Below are 14,156 nucleotides of genomic sequence, written 5' to 3' on the forward strand. Positions count from 1 at the left end.
CGGCATTGAGGTGCCGGTCGCCCGGTCAACAGGATTCGATATGCGCAATACCCAGAACATCAGTCTCATTCGTCCAGAACCACCCGCGGTGGCCCATGACGAGACCACCTGGTCTTTGTCAGGCGCCGCCGTGGGCTTTATCTCATGGCTGCTGGCGCTGGGTATTCCTTTCCTCATGTATGGCAGTAATACGCTTTTTTTCCTCCTCTACACCTGGCCCTTTTTTCTCGCCTTAATGCCGGTTGCCGTGGTCGTCGGGATTGCGCTGCACTCGCTGTTGAACGGTAAGCTCCTGTACAGCGCATGCGCGACCATTTTGACCGTGGGGCTGATGTTTGGTCTGCTGTTCCTCTGGTTGCTGGGATAGTCCTTTCTGCGTATGAATCAAGCCTGGGTATCGGCGACAGAAATGTGTTACAGTCCCCGCGTTACGCGGCGTCGTCCGCGCGTCGGAGTGAAATGCTCGGGCGAGTTATGGGATGATGATGCCGTTTTTCAGGGGGCAGAATGGGTAAATTAACGCTGCTACTATTGGCTTTGCTGGTCTGGCTACAGTACTCGCTGTGGTTCGGTAAAAATGGTCTGCATGACTATAGCCGGGTGAATGACGACGTCACCGCGCAGCAAGCCACTAACAGCAAATTAAAGGCGCGCAACGATCAACTGTTTGCGGAAATCGATGACCTTAACGGCGGTCAGGAAGCGATCGAAGAGCGCGCGCGCAATGAACTAAGCATGACCCGCCCGGGCGAAACATTTTATCGTCTGGTCCCGGATGCGTCTAAGCGCAACCAGGGGTCGACGCAGAACAATCGATAAACAAGCCCAGGATTACGACATGGCAGCCACTTTTCCGGGTGTTTGCGCCGTGGTACCGGCAGCCGGTTTTGGCCGCCGCATGCAAACGGAATGCCCGAAACAATATCTCTCAATCGGTAACAAAACGATTCTCGAACACGCGGTCGCCGCGCTGTTGGCGAACGCGTGCGTGCAGCGCGTGGTGATTGCCGTCAGTCCCGGCGATATCCGCTTTCGCCAGCTGCCGCTGGCCACTCATCCGCAGATTACCGTCGTCGACGGCGGGGCCGAGCGCGCTGACTCCGTCCTGGCTGGTCTGCAGGCGCTGCCTGAAGCCGAATGGGTACTGGTGCACGATGCCGCGCGCCCGTGCCTGCATCAGGATGACCTCCAGCGCCTGTTGGCGCTGCGCGAAACCAGCCGCGTGGGGGGCATTCTCGCTGCGCCGGTTCGCGATACCATGAAACGCGCGGAACCCGGCAAGGTGGCTATTGCGCACACCGTCGATCGGAATGACTTATGGCATGCGCTGACGCCGCAATTTTTCCCTCGTGAATTACTCCTCCAGTGCCTGACGCGCGCGCTCAATGAAAGCGCGACCATCACCGATGAAGCCTCGGCGCTGGAGTACTGTGGCTTCCATCCCGAACTGGTGGCCGGACGAGCTGATAATATTAAAGTGACGCGCCCGGAAGACCTGGCGCTGGCAGAATTTTACCTTACCCGTTCCCGACACCAGGAGAAGGCTTAATGCGAATTGGACACGGTTTTGACGTACACGCTTTTGGTGGTGAAGGCCCAATCATTATTGGCGGGGTGCGCATCCCTTACGAGAAAGGGCTGTTGGCCCATTCCGATGGCGACGTGGCGCTGCATGCGCTGACCGATGCCCTGCTTGGGGCGGCGGCGCTGGGGGATATCGGCAAGCTGTTCCCGGATACCGACCCGGCCTTTAAAGGCGCCGACAGCCGCGAGCTGTTGCGCGAAGCCTGGCGGCGGATTCAGGCCAAAGGTTATACCCTCGGAAACGTCGATGTCACGATCATTGCTCAGGCGCCGAAAATGCTGCCGCATATTCCGCAGATGCGTGTCTTTATCGCCGAAGACCTCGGCTGCCATATGGATGATGTCAACGTGAAAGCCACCACCACCGAGAAGCTGGGTTTCACCGGCCGCGGTGAAGGCATCGCCTGCGAAGCGGTGGCGCTGCTGCGTAAGGGGCAGCAATGATTGCCTTCAATGAACTCACCTGGCTGCACGGTAAACCGCAGGGGCAGGGGATACTGAAAGCCAACCCGGAAGATTTCGTGGTGGTCGAAGATCTCGGCTTTGCGCCGGATGGCGAAGGCGAGCATCTGTTGGTACGGATTCTGAAAACGGACTGCAATACGCGGTTTGTGGCGGATGCGCTGGCTAAGTTCCTTAAAATCCATGCGCGGGAAGTGAGTTTTGCCGGGCAGAAAGATAAACATGCCGTGACCGAGCAGTGGCTGTGCGCCCGGCTTCCGGGCAAAGAGATGCCTGACCTGAGCAAGTTTCAGCTGGAAGGTTGCCAGGTGCTGGAATACGCGCGGCATAAACGTAAGCTGCGGCTCGGCGCGCTGAAGGGCAACCAGTTTACCCTGATTCTGCGGGAAATCAGCGATCGCGACGATGTCGAGCGGCGTCTGCAGGCTGTTGCCGCACAGGGGGTGCCGAACTATTTCGGCGCTCAGCGCTTTGGTATCGGCGGCAGCAATCTGCTGGGCGCGCTGCGCTGGGCGGAGAGCGGCGCACCGCTTCGCGATCGCAATAAACGCAGTTTTTGGCTGTCGGCGGCGCGTAGCGGCTTGTTTAATCAACAGGTCAGTATTAGATTAAAAAAACCGGAATTTAATCAGGTTGTTGATGGCGATGCGCTACAATTAGCGGGGCGCGGGAGCTGGTTTGTCGCTACGCCTGAGGAACGCGCGCAGCTGCAGGAGCGGGTTGATAACCGTGAACTGATGATTACGGCGGCGTTACCGGGAAGCGGCGAGTGGGGCAGCCAACGCGAGGCGCTGGCCGCCGAGCAGGCGGCCGTTGCCGAAGAGACGCAGCTCCAGGCTCTGCTGGTGCGTGAAAAAGTAGAAGCGGCACGCCGGGCGATGCTGCTCTATCCGCAGCAGATGAGCTGGAACTGGTGGGATGACGTAACCGTTGAACTGCGTTTCTGGCTGCCAGCGGGCAGCTTCGCCACCAGCGTGGTAAGGGAACTTATCAATACAACGGGTGACTATGCGAATATTGCTGAGTAACGATGACGGGATTCATGCGCCGGGTATTCAGACCCTGGCGAAGGCCTTACGGGAGTTTGCTGAGGTCCAGGTAGTTGCACCCGATCGTAACCGCAGCGGCGCATCGAACTCCCTGACTCTCGAGTCTTCGTTACGCACTTTCACTTTCGATAACGGCGATATCGCCGTCCAGATGGGGACACCAACGGACTGTGTCTATCTCGGCGTCAACGCCCTGATGCGCCCGCGTCCGGATATCGTGGTTTCCGGCATTAACGCCGGCCCCAATCTCGGCGATGACGTCATCTACTCCGGCACTGTCGCCGCCGCAATGGAAGGCCGTCACCTCGGCTTTCCGGCGCTGGCCGTCTCCCTGAATGGTCATCAGCACTACGACACCGCGGCGGCCATCACCTGCTCTATCCTGCGTGCTTTAGGCCGCGAGCCGCTGCGTACCGGTCGCATCCTCAATATCAATGTGCCCGATCTGCCACTTGAGCAGATTAAAGGCATCCGCGTCACTCGCTGCGGCAGCCGACATCCCGCCGATCAGGTCATTCCGCAAAAAGATCCGCGCGGCAATACGCTGTACTGGATTGGCCCGCCGGGAGAGAAGCACGATGCCGGGCCGGATACCGATTTTGCGGCCGTTGACGAAGGCTATGTCTCCGTGACGCCGCTGCACGTTGATTTAACCGCCCACCAGGCTCACGGGATGGTGGCCGACTGGCTGGATCGCGTCGGAGTGGCAACACAATGGTAAGCAAACGTGTAGAAAGCCTGCTGAATCAGCTGCGTACTCAGGGCATCGTTGACGAGCGCGTGCTGGAGGCGATAACCCTGGTACCGCGTGAAAAATTCGTTGATGAAGCCTTCGAACACAAGGCGTGGGAGAACACGGCACTACCTATCGGCCAGGGGCAAACCATCTCGCAACCCTACATGGTGGCGCGGATGACGGAGCTTCTGACGCTGACGCCGGAATCGCGGGTGCTGGAGATTGGCACCGGTTCAGGCTACCAGACGGCGATCCTGGCGCATCTCGTTCATCATGTGTGTTCGGTCGAACGGATTAAGAGTTTACAGTGGCAGGCGCGTCGTCGCCTGAAACAACTTGATTTACATAATGTTTCAACCCGTCACGGCGATGGATGGCAGGGTTGGAAGGCACGCGCTCCCTTTGATGCGATTATCGTCACCGCCGCACCGCCGGAAGTGCCGCCAGCGCTGCTGGCGCAGCTGGATGAGGGAGGCGTGCTGGTATTACCGGTGGGCGAGGAGCATCAGTTCCTGAAACGGATCCGTCGTCGCGGTAATGAGTTTGTGATGGATACCGTCGAAGCCGTACGCTTTGTTCCTCTGGTGCAAGGGGAGCTGGCGTGAGACCCGGATTTATCCAGGTTTTTTTTGCCTGACTTTAGGCGTAGGGTGGACACATTTTAGTGTCCTGGCCGGGTGTTGTCCGGTAAGCAAGATATTGGCAGTTAACATATTCCTGGGGGATAAATGAGCGCGGGAAGCCCAAAATTTACCTTAAGCCGTATTGCGGCGTTATCACTGGTTTCACTCTGGCTGGCAGGTTGTACGAATACCAATAATCCGCCTGCGCCGGTTAGCTCGGCGGGTGGAGCCTCATCCTCGGGAACGAATTCCGGGATGCTGATCACTCCGCCGTCGACAACAGGATCCGCCATTGTTCCGCATACCCCTCAGGTACAGCCGGTTCAGACGCCTGCGACGCAGGTTCAGCCGATGGCTCAGCAGCCGGTGCAGACCGTGAACGGCAAGATAGTCTATAACCGTAAATATGGCGATATTCCGAAAGGCAGCTATACGGGTGGCAGCACCTATACCGTGAAACGCGGCGATACGCTGTTCTATATCGCATGGGTAACAGGTAACGATTTCCGTGACCTCGCGCAACGCAACAACATCCCTGCACCATACGGTCTGAACGTCGGTCAGACGCTGCAGGTTGGCAACTCTGCTGGCCAGCCAATCACCGGTGATAACGCCGTTGCTGCGGCAAGCGTACGGGCAAGCGGAGGTGCGACGGCGGCCTCAAATACTGCACAAAAATCGACCGCGGTGGTTGCGTCACAACCAACTATTACGTATTCTGAATCCTCAGGTGAACAGAATGCTAATAAGATGTTGCCGAACAATAAGCCAGCGACGACGACTACCGTCGCGCCAGTGACGGCTCCCGCTGTTAGCACAAACCAACCGACTGCAAGCAGTACGTCAACCAGTTCGCCTATCTCCACATGGCGCTGGCCGACTGATGGCAAGGTTATCGAGAACTTTAGTGGCGCAGAAGGCGGCAATAAAGGTATTGATATTGCAGGCAGTAAGGGACAGGCTATTGTCGCGACCGCTGACGGACGCGTCGTCTATGCCGGTAACGCGCTGCGCGGTTACGGTAATCTTATTATCATCAAACACAACGATGATTACCTGAGTGCCTACGCTCATAACGATACAATGCTGGTCCGGGAGCAACAGGAAGTTAAAGCGGGGCAGAAAATCGCTACCATGGGTAGCACCGGCACCAGCTCTACAAGATTGCATTTTGAAATTCGTTACAAGGGGAAATCCGTCAACCCGCTGCAGTATTTACCGCAGCGATAATTTGGCGAAGTACGGATAAGCGTCACATCAGTTAGCAGACGCCAGGCCGGTCGCAACAGCCCCTTCACCGGGGCAAAAAGTCTCCGTCCGGCGTCGTTGAATGATGTATAGCGAAGGTGCTTTGCTCAGGGATCACGGGTAGGAGCCATCTTTATGAGTCAGAATACGCTGAAAGTTCATGATTTAAATGAAGACGCGGAATTTGATGAGAACGGAGTCGAGGTTTTCGATGAGAAAGCCTTAGTAGAAGAGGAACCCAGTGATAGCGATCTGGCCGAGGAAGATCTTCTGTCGCAAGGCGCAACACAACGTGTGCTTGATGCGACGCAACTCTACCTGGGTGAGATTGGTTATTCCCCACTGCTGACGGCCGAAGAAGAAGTCTATTTCGCCCGTCGCGCATTGCGTGGTGATGTGGCTTCACGCCGCCGGATGATTGAAAGTAACCTACGTCTGGTGGTGAAAATTGCTCGTCGTTATAGCAATCGTGGTCTGGCGCTGCTGGATCTGATTGAAGAGGGCAATCTGGGGCTGATCCGCGCGGTTGAGAAGTTTGACCCGGAACGTGGGTTCCGTTTTTCGACTTACGCCACCTGGTGGATTCGTCAAACGATTGAACGGGCGATCATGAACCAAACCCGTACCATCCGTTTACCTATCCATATTGTCAAAGAGCTGAACGTCTATCTGCGTACCGCACGTGAGTTGTCCCATAAGCTGGACCACGAGCCGAGTGCGGAAGAGATTGCCGAGCAGCTGGATAAGCCGGTTGATGACGTGAGCCGTATGCTGCGTCTCAATGAGCGCATTACCTCAGTGGACACGCCGCTGGGCGGCGACTCGGAAAAAGCGCTGCTGGATATTCTGGCCGATGAGAAAGACAACGGTCCGGAAGACACCACGCAGGACGATGATATGAAACAAAGCATCGTTAAATGGCTGTTCGAACTGAACGCCAAGCAGCGTGAAGTCCTGGCGCGTCGTTTTGGCCTGTTGGGCTATGAAGCCGCTACGCTTGAAGATGTTGGCCGTGAAATTGGTCTGACCCGCGAACGCGTACGTCAGATCCAGGTAGAAGGCCTGCGCCGCCTGCGGGAAATCCTGCAAGGACAAGGGCTGAACATCGAAGCGCTATTCCGCGAATAAGCAATTTTCCTCTCAAAAAGGCCCGATCGGACGATCGGGCCTTTTTCTTTGCATGCTACGCCTGCCGGGTCTCATGTAAATGGCGCCACAAAATACGCCCTTCAGCTTTCCTGAACAGGACCGTTGACCAGCGGATAGTTTCGCCCTGCTCGGGTAAACGCTGCCTTTCCCGATAACATATCACCGCGCCATCGTGCCATTCGGCGAGCGTGGTCGCGCTATCAATGGTGATGCTCAAGCCTGGACGACTGCCGCCTGCGGCCGCAAAGAAAGCGCTGAGCGCCCGGTGGTTCATGACGTTTCCACCGATACCGACCATTGAAAAATCAGGGGAAAAGCGTGTCATTAAGGTCTCTGCCGCGCCTTGTTTCCGACTCAGCCAGTTTTCAATAGCCACATGGGCGTCGATCGTTTCCTGAATATATGGGTTCATGGGGTCTCCATTTTTTGATGCAGGCGCGTGACTATCGCCTGGTTATTAAGGCGCAGACAGCCCAGAAGCGGGATAAGCGTCAGGCACGCGGCGATGATAAACACTCCGTGCCAGGCCTGCGTTGACGGATAATAAACCTGCAGGACCGCCAGCAATGCGGACAGCAACGCGGCCCCGGCCAAAAAGCTGAGCTGGCGGTTGATGTTCCACAGTGCGCTGGCATCCGGCATATCGCCATTGGCGATGTTGAGAAATGCACAGCTTTGGGCGGTGCTGCTGCACAGGCTGCCGCCGGCGCCCATCAGGATAAAGGCGAAAACCAGCGACGCCATTGAGCTTTGCGGCGTGACGCCGGTCAACAGCAAGATCCCGGCGGCCTGAAGCAGGCAACCGAAGAGAATAAAGGGGCGAGGGCCGAGGCGATTAAAAAAACGGCCGGTCAGAGAGATAGCCACAAAAGACGCCAGCGACCAGGGCAGCATCAGGGCGCCCGTTGCCGAAGGCGACATGCCGGTTATTGTCTGCAGGTAAAACAGGCCAACCACATTAATGCCAATAAAGACGCCGGGTACGCAGAGATAAATCAACATGGCGAAACGCAACAGCGGATCGGCCAGCAGCGGCAGATGTAAGAAACGGGAGGACCGTGCGGGGGCGTCGTCATTTTTTAGCCATACGCTGGCTAATGCCAGAGTGACCAGCGCCACGGGCAGGCTGACCAGGAAGACCCCGCGCCAGCTGAATGTTTCAACCAGCAGTCCACCTGCTGCCGGAGAACAGGCGGGGGCCAGCAGACCTACCAGCATCACGGCGGCCGAGAGTTTCGCCCGCTCGTGCGGCTGAAACAGCTGCCAGGTCAGAGACTGTCCGACGGGGATAAGCAAGCCACCGCCGATCCCTTGCAGGGCACGCCAGAAAATCAGGCTGCCCAGCGAGTCGCTCAGTCCGCAGGCCAGCGCTGCGGCGCTGAACAGCGTGAGCGAGAGCATAAAGAGCCGGCGAGCTCCGCAGCGCTGCGTCAACCAGGCGCTGAATGGCACGACCAGCGTCAGGCCGGCAATGTAGCCATTACTCACCCAGGCCAGTTCACTGACGGAGGCGTTGAGCGCCCGGCTCATACCGGGGAAGGCGACGCTGGCGATAAACATATTGATTAAATCGAGAAAGAAACCCAGTAAAAAAACGGTGGCGACCTTGCTGCGTGCTGTCATTTTTATTCCTCATCAGAAGGCCGCTACTCTAAACCGCAGGGACAGGCGGATAAACAGGACATCCGGGGATATACTGTCTGAAAATTTTTGACAATAAGTGAAGTGAATATGCTGAATCTGCAACGCATGACCATGTTTGTCGCGGTGGTGGAAAGCGGGAGTTTTACCGCGGCAGCGGCGGCCCTGGGGCAAACTAAGGCGGTGGTCAGCTTTAACGTGCGTCAGCTGGAGAGCGAACTTGGCGTCACGCTGTTGTTACGATCCACGCGACGGCTCACGCTGACTGAAGCGGGGTCGCTGTTCTATCATCGCGGCCTGGCATTACTGAAAACGGCGGAAAACCTGCAGGATGAGGTGCGGGCCAGCCATAGCGGATTGAGCGGTGAACTCCGTATCACCACGACACCGGAGTATGGCACCCAGGTGATTATTCCCGCGCTGGCCGAGTTCAGTCAGCGGCATCCGGCGCTACGGGTGCGCCACGTCTCCTCCTCGCACCATGCGGACTTAATCTCTGAGCGTTTTGATGTAGCGATCCGCCTCGGAACGCTGGCAGATTCGCGCTACCGCGCGGCGCTGATCTCCCGTTTTGCGATTGTCCCGGTTGCCGCGCCGGCATGGCTGGCGGAACATCCTCTGGAGACGATTGAGGATTTGGCCCGGGCAGCGTGGATTATTCATGAACGGTTGTCCGCGCCGCTCCATTGGCAGCTCACCGGACCGCGCGATGAGAGCGTGGCTTTAGATGTTAAAGCGGTGCCGCGACTGTCGGCGGATAGCGCCAGCGCGCTGCTGGCTTTCGCCCTGGCGGGATGCGGGGTTGCGCTGTTGCCCGAGTGGCTGGTAGCGCCGGCACTGGCGGAGCACAGACTGGTTCAGGTCATGCCCGGGTTTACCTTTCCCCCGCAGGGCGTGTATGCGGTTTATCCGGACGCGCAGCATGTCCCGACCCGGGTCCGGGCGTTTATTGATTTCTTACGCGAGCGCCAGGGCTAATTCTTCTTGCGTCATGAGCGTGTGGATGAAGGGCGCAAGCGGATGGTGTTATTTATCGCTCAAGCGCACTGTTTTTATATTTCGCATCATCAATGAAAACTATTTATTAATTAAAATGACGGAAAAGTGAATAGCATTTGAGTATTGGCGATCCCTCTCGCAATCGATAATAAAATCATCCCGTTTGATTTCCAGCTGATAATTTCTGCCGACCGGCGGAGTGAGAATCGCGGTGGGTGCCTGAGGCTGTCTGGCGTTGAGCATTGACAGGATCCGGCTAGACGTAAGTCCCGGCAGATAATTCTATCCACTGAGGCCGGCGTATGAGCCTTGCAGCCATTTATTTTCGAAAAGGGCAGCGCTTTACGGGCTGCCCTTTTGTCACTTCTGCGGAATAAGAAGGCGTTACACCAGGCTCTTCAGCCGGTAAATCCACTCCAGCGCCTGACGCGGGGTCAGAGAATCCGGGTCGAGATTTTCCAGCGCTTCTACCGCCGGCGAGGTCTCTTCCGGGGCGGAGAGCAGCGACATCTGCGTACCATCGACCTGCGTGGCGGCGACGCCTGGGGCAATACTCTCCAGCTCGCGTAATTTCTGCCGCGCGCGCTTAATCACCTCTTTAGGCACGCCCGCCAGTGCGGCAACCGCCAGACCGTAGCTTTTGCTGGCGGCGCCATCCTGGACGCTGTGCATGAAGGCGATGGTATCGCCATGTTCCAGCGCATCAAGATGGACGTTCGCCACGCCTTCCATTTTCTCCGGCAGCTGGGTCAGTTCGAAGTAGTGGGTGGCAAAAAGGGTCAGCGCCTTAATCTTATTGGCCAGACTTTCGGCGCAGGCCCACGCCAGCGACAGACCGTCGTAGGTGGAGGTCCCGCGGCCGATTTCATCCATCAGCACCAGGCTGTGTTCGGTGGCATTATGCAGAATATTGGCGGTTTCGGTCATTTCTACCATGAAGGTGGAACGGCCGCTTGCCAGGTCATCTGCCGCGCCGACGCGGGTAAAGATGCGATCGATAGGGCCGATTTCAACTTTCTCCGCCGGGACGTAGCTGCCGATATAGGCCAGCAGCGCAATCAGCGCGGTCTGCCGCATATAGGTACTTTTACCGCCCATATTCGGGCCGGTAATAATCAGCATCCGGCGCTGCGGCGCCAGGCTCAGCGGGTTGGCGATGAACGGCTCCTTCAGCACCTGTTCGACCACCGGGTGACGGCCTTCGCTGATGCGAATACCCGGTTTGTCGCTGAAGGTCGGGCAGCAGTAGTTCAGGGTTTCCGCGCGTTCGGCGAGGTTAACCAGTACATCCAGTTCCGCCAGCGCGCTGGCGCTTTGCTGAAGGTCGGCAAGGTGCGGCAGCAGCATATCGAACAGCTGCTCGTAGAGCTGTTTCTCCAGCGCCAGCGCTTTCCCTTTCGACGTCAGTACTTTGTCCTCATACTCCTTCAGTTCCGGAATAATGTAGCGCTCGGCGTTTTTCAGCGTCTGGCGGCGGACGTAGTGAATCGGGGCATGTTGGCTCTGGCCGCGGCTGATCTGAATGTAGTAACCGTGCACGGCATTGTAACCGACCTTCAGCGTGTCCAGCCCCAGGCGTTCGCGTTCGCGAATTTCCAGCTTATCGAGATAGTCGGTGGCGCCATCCGCCAGCGCGCGCCATTCATCGAGCTCCTCATGGTAGCCCGGGGCAATAACGCCGCCGTCGCGCACCAGCACCGGCGGCGCGTCGATAATTGCGCGTTCGAGCAGTTCGCGCAGTTCGCTGAACTCGCCCATTTTATCGCGCAGCCGCTGGACCGGCGCGCAGCTGACGTCAGCCAGCATCTCGCGCAGGATCGGCAGCTGCTGGAACGCATGACGCATGCGGGCGAGGTCGCGCGGACGCGCGGTGCGCAGCGCCAGTCGCGCCAGAATACGTTCCAGATCGCCCACCTGACGTAGCACCGGCTGCAGTTCGGTATAACGCTCCTGCAGCGCGCCTATGGTTTGCTGGCGTTCGACCAGCACCGCCGTGTCGCGTACCGGCATATGCAGCCAGCGTTTGAGCATCCGGCTGCCCATCGGCGTCACGGTGCAGTCGAGCACCGACGCCAGGGTATTGTCGAAACCACCGGCCAGGTTCTGGGTAATCTCAAGGTTACGGCGGGTTGCCGCGTCCATAATAATACTGTCCTGCTGGCGCTCCATGGTGATGGAGCGAATGTGCGGCAGGGAGGTGCGCTGGGTATCTTTGACATATTGCAACAGGCAGCCGGCGGCACAGAGACCGCGCGGCGCATTTTCGACGCCGAAACCGACCAGGTCGCGGGTGCCAAACTGTAAATTCAGCTGCTGGCGCGCGGTGTCGATTTCAAACTCCCACAGCGGACGACGGCGCAGGCCGCGGCGGCCTTCAATCAACGTCGATTCGGCAAAATCTTCGGCATACAGCAGTTCAGCCGGGTTGGTACGCTGCAGCTCGGCGGCCATGGTTTCGCGGTCGGCCGGTTCGCTCAGACGGAAACGACCAGAGCTGATATCCAGCGTCGCATAGCCAAAGCCTTTGCTGTCCTGCCAGATTGCGGCCAGCAGGTTATCCTGACGTTCCTGCAGCAGCGCTTCATCGCTGATAGTGCCAGGCGTGACGATACGCACCACTTTACGCTCGACCGGACCTTTGGTGGTGGCCGGGTCGCCAATCTGTTCGCAAATGGCCACCGATTCACCCTGGTTGACCAGTTTGGCGAGATAGTTTTCCACCGCATGGTGCGGGATCCCGGCCATAGGAATGGGCTCACCCGCCGAGGCGCCGCGTTTGGTCAGCGAGATATCGAGCAGCTGAGAGGCCCGTTTGGCATCATCATAAAACAGCTCATAAAAGTCGCCCATACGATAGAACAGCAGGATCTCCGGATGCTGAGCCTTCAGCTTCAGATACTGCTGCATCATGGGGGTGTGAGAGTCTAAATTTTCTATTGTACTCATCGGTTTGTGATGTCCATTTTCTTAATTTTTAATGAGTTAGTGATTTTTATTGTTATCATTAAGTTTCACGGTGTCTCATCGAATATCATGAAATCCTGCATTTATGTTCATGACTGCATAAGGTGCATGATAACGGAGTCTTTATGGCAGGAAAACAAGAGGGAAAGCCACTTTCGTTTAAAGCGGTAGAAATGATGAAGCCTGGCGACAAAGATAAGGCTGATGTAGGCGAAAATCGTGGCTTACGTGTCTCCTGTGGTGCAACTGGGGTTAAGTCTTTTTTCTACCGTTACACAAGTTCTCTGACTGGCAAGCTTGCTCAGGTTAAAATTGGTAACTTCCCCCAGACTTCTCTCGTGACCTGCCCCTAGTATTACTTAAAGGGCTTGCCCGATGAGTGAGTCTTTGACAGGGCTTGCAGTGAATTTGCGTAGAAGTTTTGGTATACTGTTTGAACGATGTCTTTCAGCCCAGATTCTGCTTTTCAGGAGTAATTATGAGCAACAACAAAAAAACTCAGGCAAGCTACGTTAAGCCATCTCGTGCTGATATCGTTCGCTCAGTAGCAACATCTACGGCTGTTGAAACAGGGCAGTCCTCCGCGAAGATCGAAGCTTCACTTGAAGCCACGCGCAAAAAATTCGCTCATTTGCGTCTTGCGGTTTAACCCCTTCTTAATGCTTCACCGACCCAGTGTTTCATCGGCTCGTAGTCCATTGATACACCTGCATGGATAGCCGAGATATACTGGGTTTTGTTTTGCTCCCAGCTTTGATAATCCAGCGGTTTGTACCCTCCCTGAACGGCCATCACGTCGGCCAGCAGTCGCGACAGGCGCCCATTTCCCTCTCTGAATGGATGGATAAGTATTAGCTCGACATGGGTGATGGCGATAGCGGTGATGAGTTGTTCTTCGTCCATGCCGCTACACGGCGTGTATTGAGCCAGATATTTGGCGTCGAATTCGCTCAGCAGTTTTGGCAACTGCGCTGAAGGGGCAAACATAAAGCCGCCTTTGCTGATGTTAACCGCTCTTTCTTGCCCAGCCCACTCGTAGATGTTACCTAACCAGCGGCGATGCCAGTTTTTTAGCATGGCTACGCTGAGCAGTCCTTCCGGGAACTGTTCTTCAAAAACGGACTGATAGAGTTGTTCTAACAGGACAAGTTCAGCCTCATCCATCTCATCAGAAGTAGCGATCCCCAGCTTATTAGCCAAAACCTGCTCGCCAGAGTCTTTCTCATACTGGCCTTCACTGCTGGATACATGGTATCGGCTCATGGAGATGCCCTGCGTTTTTAGAAGGATGGGAAAACAAATGGAGTATAACGCTGGATGAGTACAGCAAACAATATTATTAAAATCAGATAGTTACAAAGGTGTAGGTTAAAATATAGTTTTTATATTATGGTGGGAAATAATCTTTATTAATCAGTACTAACACACCAATGCATCATCGGGGGATGGGCGCCGAGATTATCGATTGTACTCATAGGATATTATCCAGGTCCCTGATTCTTAATTAATTGCGATCTTTTTGTTTTCGTTGTTATCACATTGAGGGGACATCATAGCGGAGATACGTATTTCAGGGAAAGTGACGATATGAGATGTAGCGATCCGCGTTCCAGTTGCCAAAGCGGAGCGCGCGGACGGACGCGCGGCTCACGGTGGGATTAGGGCGCTTACGATTGGCATCAACACCCTGAGTCAAATGGG

General features: G+C 56.3%; 15 protein-coding genes and 1 pseudogene. 12 read left to right on the top strand and 4 right to left on the bottom strand.

All coding sequences use genetic code 11. The features are described 5' to 3' along the window. Window positions 1–40 precede the first annotated feature (40 nt). The 9 genes from OQV00_RS05150 (at window position 41) to rpoS (ending at window position 6,830) form a co-directional block, all read left to right on the top strand. The gene (locus tag OQV00_RS05150) at window positions 41–367 is read left to right on the top strand and encodes a DUF3561 family protein (RefSeq protein WP_004866953.1); all 327 of its coding nucleotides are present in this window, start codon (window positions 41–43) and stop codon (window positions 365–367) included. Window positions 368–507: 140 nt separating this feature from the next. Further along, on the top strand, window positions 508–819 hold the full coding sequence (ftsB, locus tag OQV00_RS05155; protein WP_004866952.1) for a cell division protein FtsB: 312 nt from the start codon (window positions 508–510) through the stop codon (window positions 817–819). Between the two features lie 19 nt (window positions 820–838). Then, window positions 839–1,549 carry a 2-C-methyl-D-erythritol 4-phosphate cytidylyltransferase gene (ispD, locus tag OQV00_RS05160; protein WP_004866950.1) on the top strand — a complete coding sequence of 237 codons (711 nt, stop codon included), beginning with the start codon at window positions 839–841 and terminating at the stop codon, window positions 1,547–1,549. After that, the gene (ispF, locus tag OQV00_RS05165; protein WP_004866948.1) at window positions 1,549–2,028 is read left to right on the top strand and encodes a 2-C-methyl-D-erythritol 2,4-cyclodiphosphate synthase; all 480 of its coding nucleotides are present in this window, start codon (window positions 1,549–1,551) and stop codon (window positions 2,026–2,028) included. The genes ispD and ispF overlap by 1 nt, the downstream gene beginning before the upstream one ends. Next, complete coding sequence (gene truD, locus OQV00_RS05170; RefSeq protein ID WP_048023747.1) at window positions 2,025–3,074, top strand: tRNA pseudouridine(13) synthase TruD; 1,050 nt, start codon at window positions 2,025–2,027, stop codon at window positions 3,072–3,074. The genes ispF and truD overlap by 4 nt, the downstream gene beginning before the upstream one ends. Next, window positions 3,055–3,816 (top strand): 5'/3'-nucleotidase SurE, encoded by a 762-nt coding sequence (gene surE, locus OQV00_RS05175; RefSeq protein WP_104896439.1) that lies wholly within the window; start codon window positions 3,055–3,057, stop codon window positions 3,814–3,816. Before truD ends, surE begins: the two co-directional genes overlap by 20 nt. Beyond that, window positions 3,810–4,436, top strand: a complete 627-nt coding sequence (locus OQV00_RS05180) for a protein-L-isoaspartate(D-aspartate) O-methyltransferase (RefSeq protein ID WP_004866942.1) — start codon at window positions 3,810–3,812, stop codon at window positions 4,434–4,436. The genes surE and OQV00_RS05180 overlap by 7 nt, the downstream gene beginning before the upstream one ends. Before the next feature lie 123 nt (window positions 4,437–4,559). Then, window positions 4,560–5,684 carry a murein hydrolase activator NlpD gene (gene nlpD, locus OQV00_RS05185; protein ID WP_004866940.1) on the top strand — a complete coding sequence of 375 codons (1,125 nt, stop codon included), beginning with the start codon at window positions 4,560–4,562 and terminating at the stop codon, window positions 5,682–5,684. 153 nt (window positions 5,685–5,837) lie between these two features. Further along, a complete protein-coding gene (rpoS, locus tag OQV00_RS05190; protein ID WP_004866938.1) occupies window positions 5,838–6,830 on the top strand; it encodes an RNA polymerase sigma factor RpoS in 993 nt (330 codons plus the stop codon). Window positions 6,831–6,885: 55 nt separating this feature from the next. Here rpoS and OQV00_RS05195 read toward each other — a convergent pair whose 3' ends face one another. Both OQV00_RS05195 and OQV00_RS05200 read right to left on the bottom strand, forming a co-directional pair. Next, window positions 6,886–7,263, bottom strand: coding sequence for a DUF4440 domain-containing protein (locus tag OQV00_RS05195; RefSeq protein ID WP_004866936.1), 378 nt, complete (start codon window positions 7,261–7,263; stop codon window positions 6,886–6,888). Continuing rightward, window positions 7,260–8,474 carry an MFS transporter gene (locus tag OQV00_RS05200; RefSeq protein WP_266279944.1) on the bottom strand — a complete coding sequence of 405 codons (1,215 nt, stop codon included), beginning with the start codon at window positions 8,472–8,474 and terminating at the stop codon, window positions 7,260–7,262. The genes OQV00_RS05195 and OQV00_RS05200 overlap by 4 nt, the downstream gene beginning before the upstream one ends. A 108-nt stretch (window positions 8,475–8,582) precedes the next feature. On the opposite strand from OQV00_RS05200, the gene OQV00_RS05205 reads away from it, so the two are divergent. After that, complete coding sequence (locus tag OQV00_RS05205; protein ID WP_266279946.1) at window positions 8,583–9,470, top strand: LysR family transcriptional regulator; 888 nt, start codon at window positions 8,583–8,585, stop codon at window positions 9,468–9,470. Between the two features lie 405 nt (window positions 9,471–9,875). Here the strand turns inward: OQV00_RS05205 and mutS are convergent, their stop codons facing one another. After that, on the bottom strand, window positions 9,876–12,437 hold the full coding sequence (gene mutS / locus OQV00_RS05210; protein ID WP_213894811.1) for a DNA mismatch repair protein MutS: 2,562 nt from the start codon (window positions 12,435–12,437) through the stop codon (window positions 9,876–9,878). Window positions 12,438–12,580: 143 nt separating this feature from the next. Here mutS and OQV00_RS05215 point away from each other — a divergent pair. Both OQV00_RS05215 and OQV00_RS05220 read left to right on the top strand, forming a co-directional pair. After that, window positions 12,581–12,793, top strand: a pseudogene (locus tag OQV00_RS05215) (Arm DNA-binding domain-containing protein); the annotation flags it as partial. Between the two features lie 140 nt (window positions 12,794–12,933). Then, window positions 12,934–13,104, top strand: a complete 171-nt coding sequence (locus OQV00_RS05220; protein ID WP_004866926.1) for a hypothetical protein — start codon at window positions 12,934–12,936, stop codon at window positions 13,102–13,104. Here OQV00_RS05220 and OQV00_RS05225 read toward each other — a convergent pair. Further along, on the bottom strand, window positions 13,101–13,718 hold the full coding sequence (locus OQV00_RS05225; RefSeq protein WP_266279949.1) for a Fic/DOC family protein: 618 nt from the start codon (window positions 13,716–13,718) through the stop codon (window positions 13,101–13,103). The genes OQV00_RS05220 and OQV00_RS05225 overlap by 4 nt on opposite strands. Window positions 13,719–14,156: the final 438 nt, after the last annotated feature.

The organism is Klebsiella sp. DY2415 (assembly GCF_026314315.1).
In the GTDB taxonomy this organism is placed as follows: Bacteria; Pseudomonadota; Gammaproteobacteria; order Enterobacterales; family Enterobacteriaceae; genus Klebsiella; species Klebsiella ornithinolytica.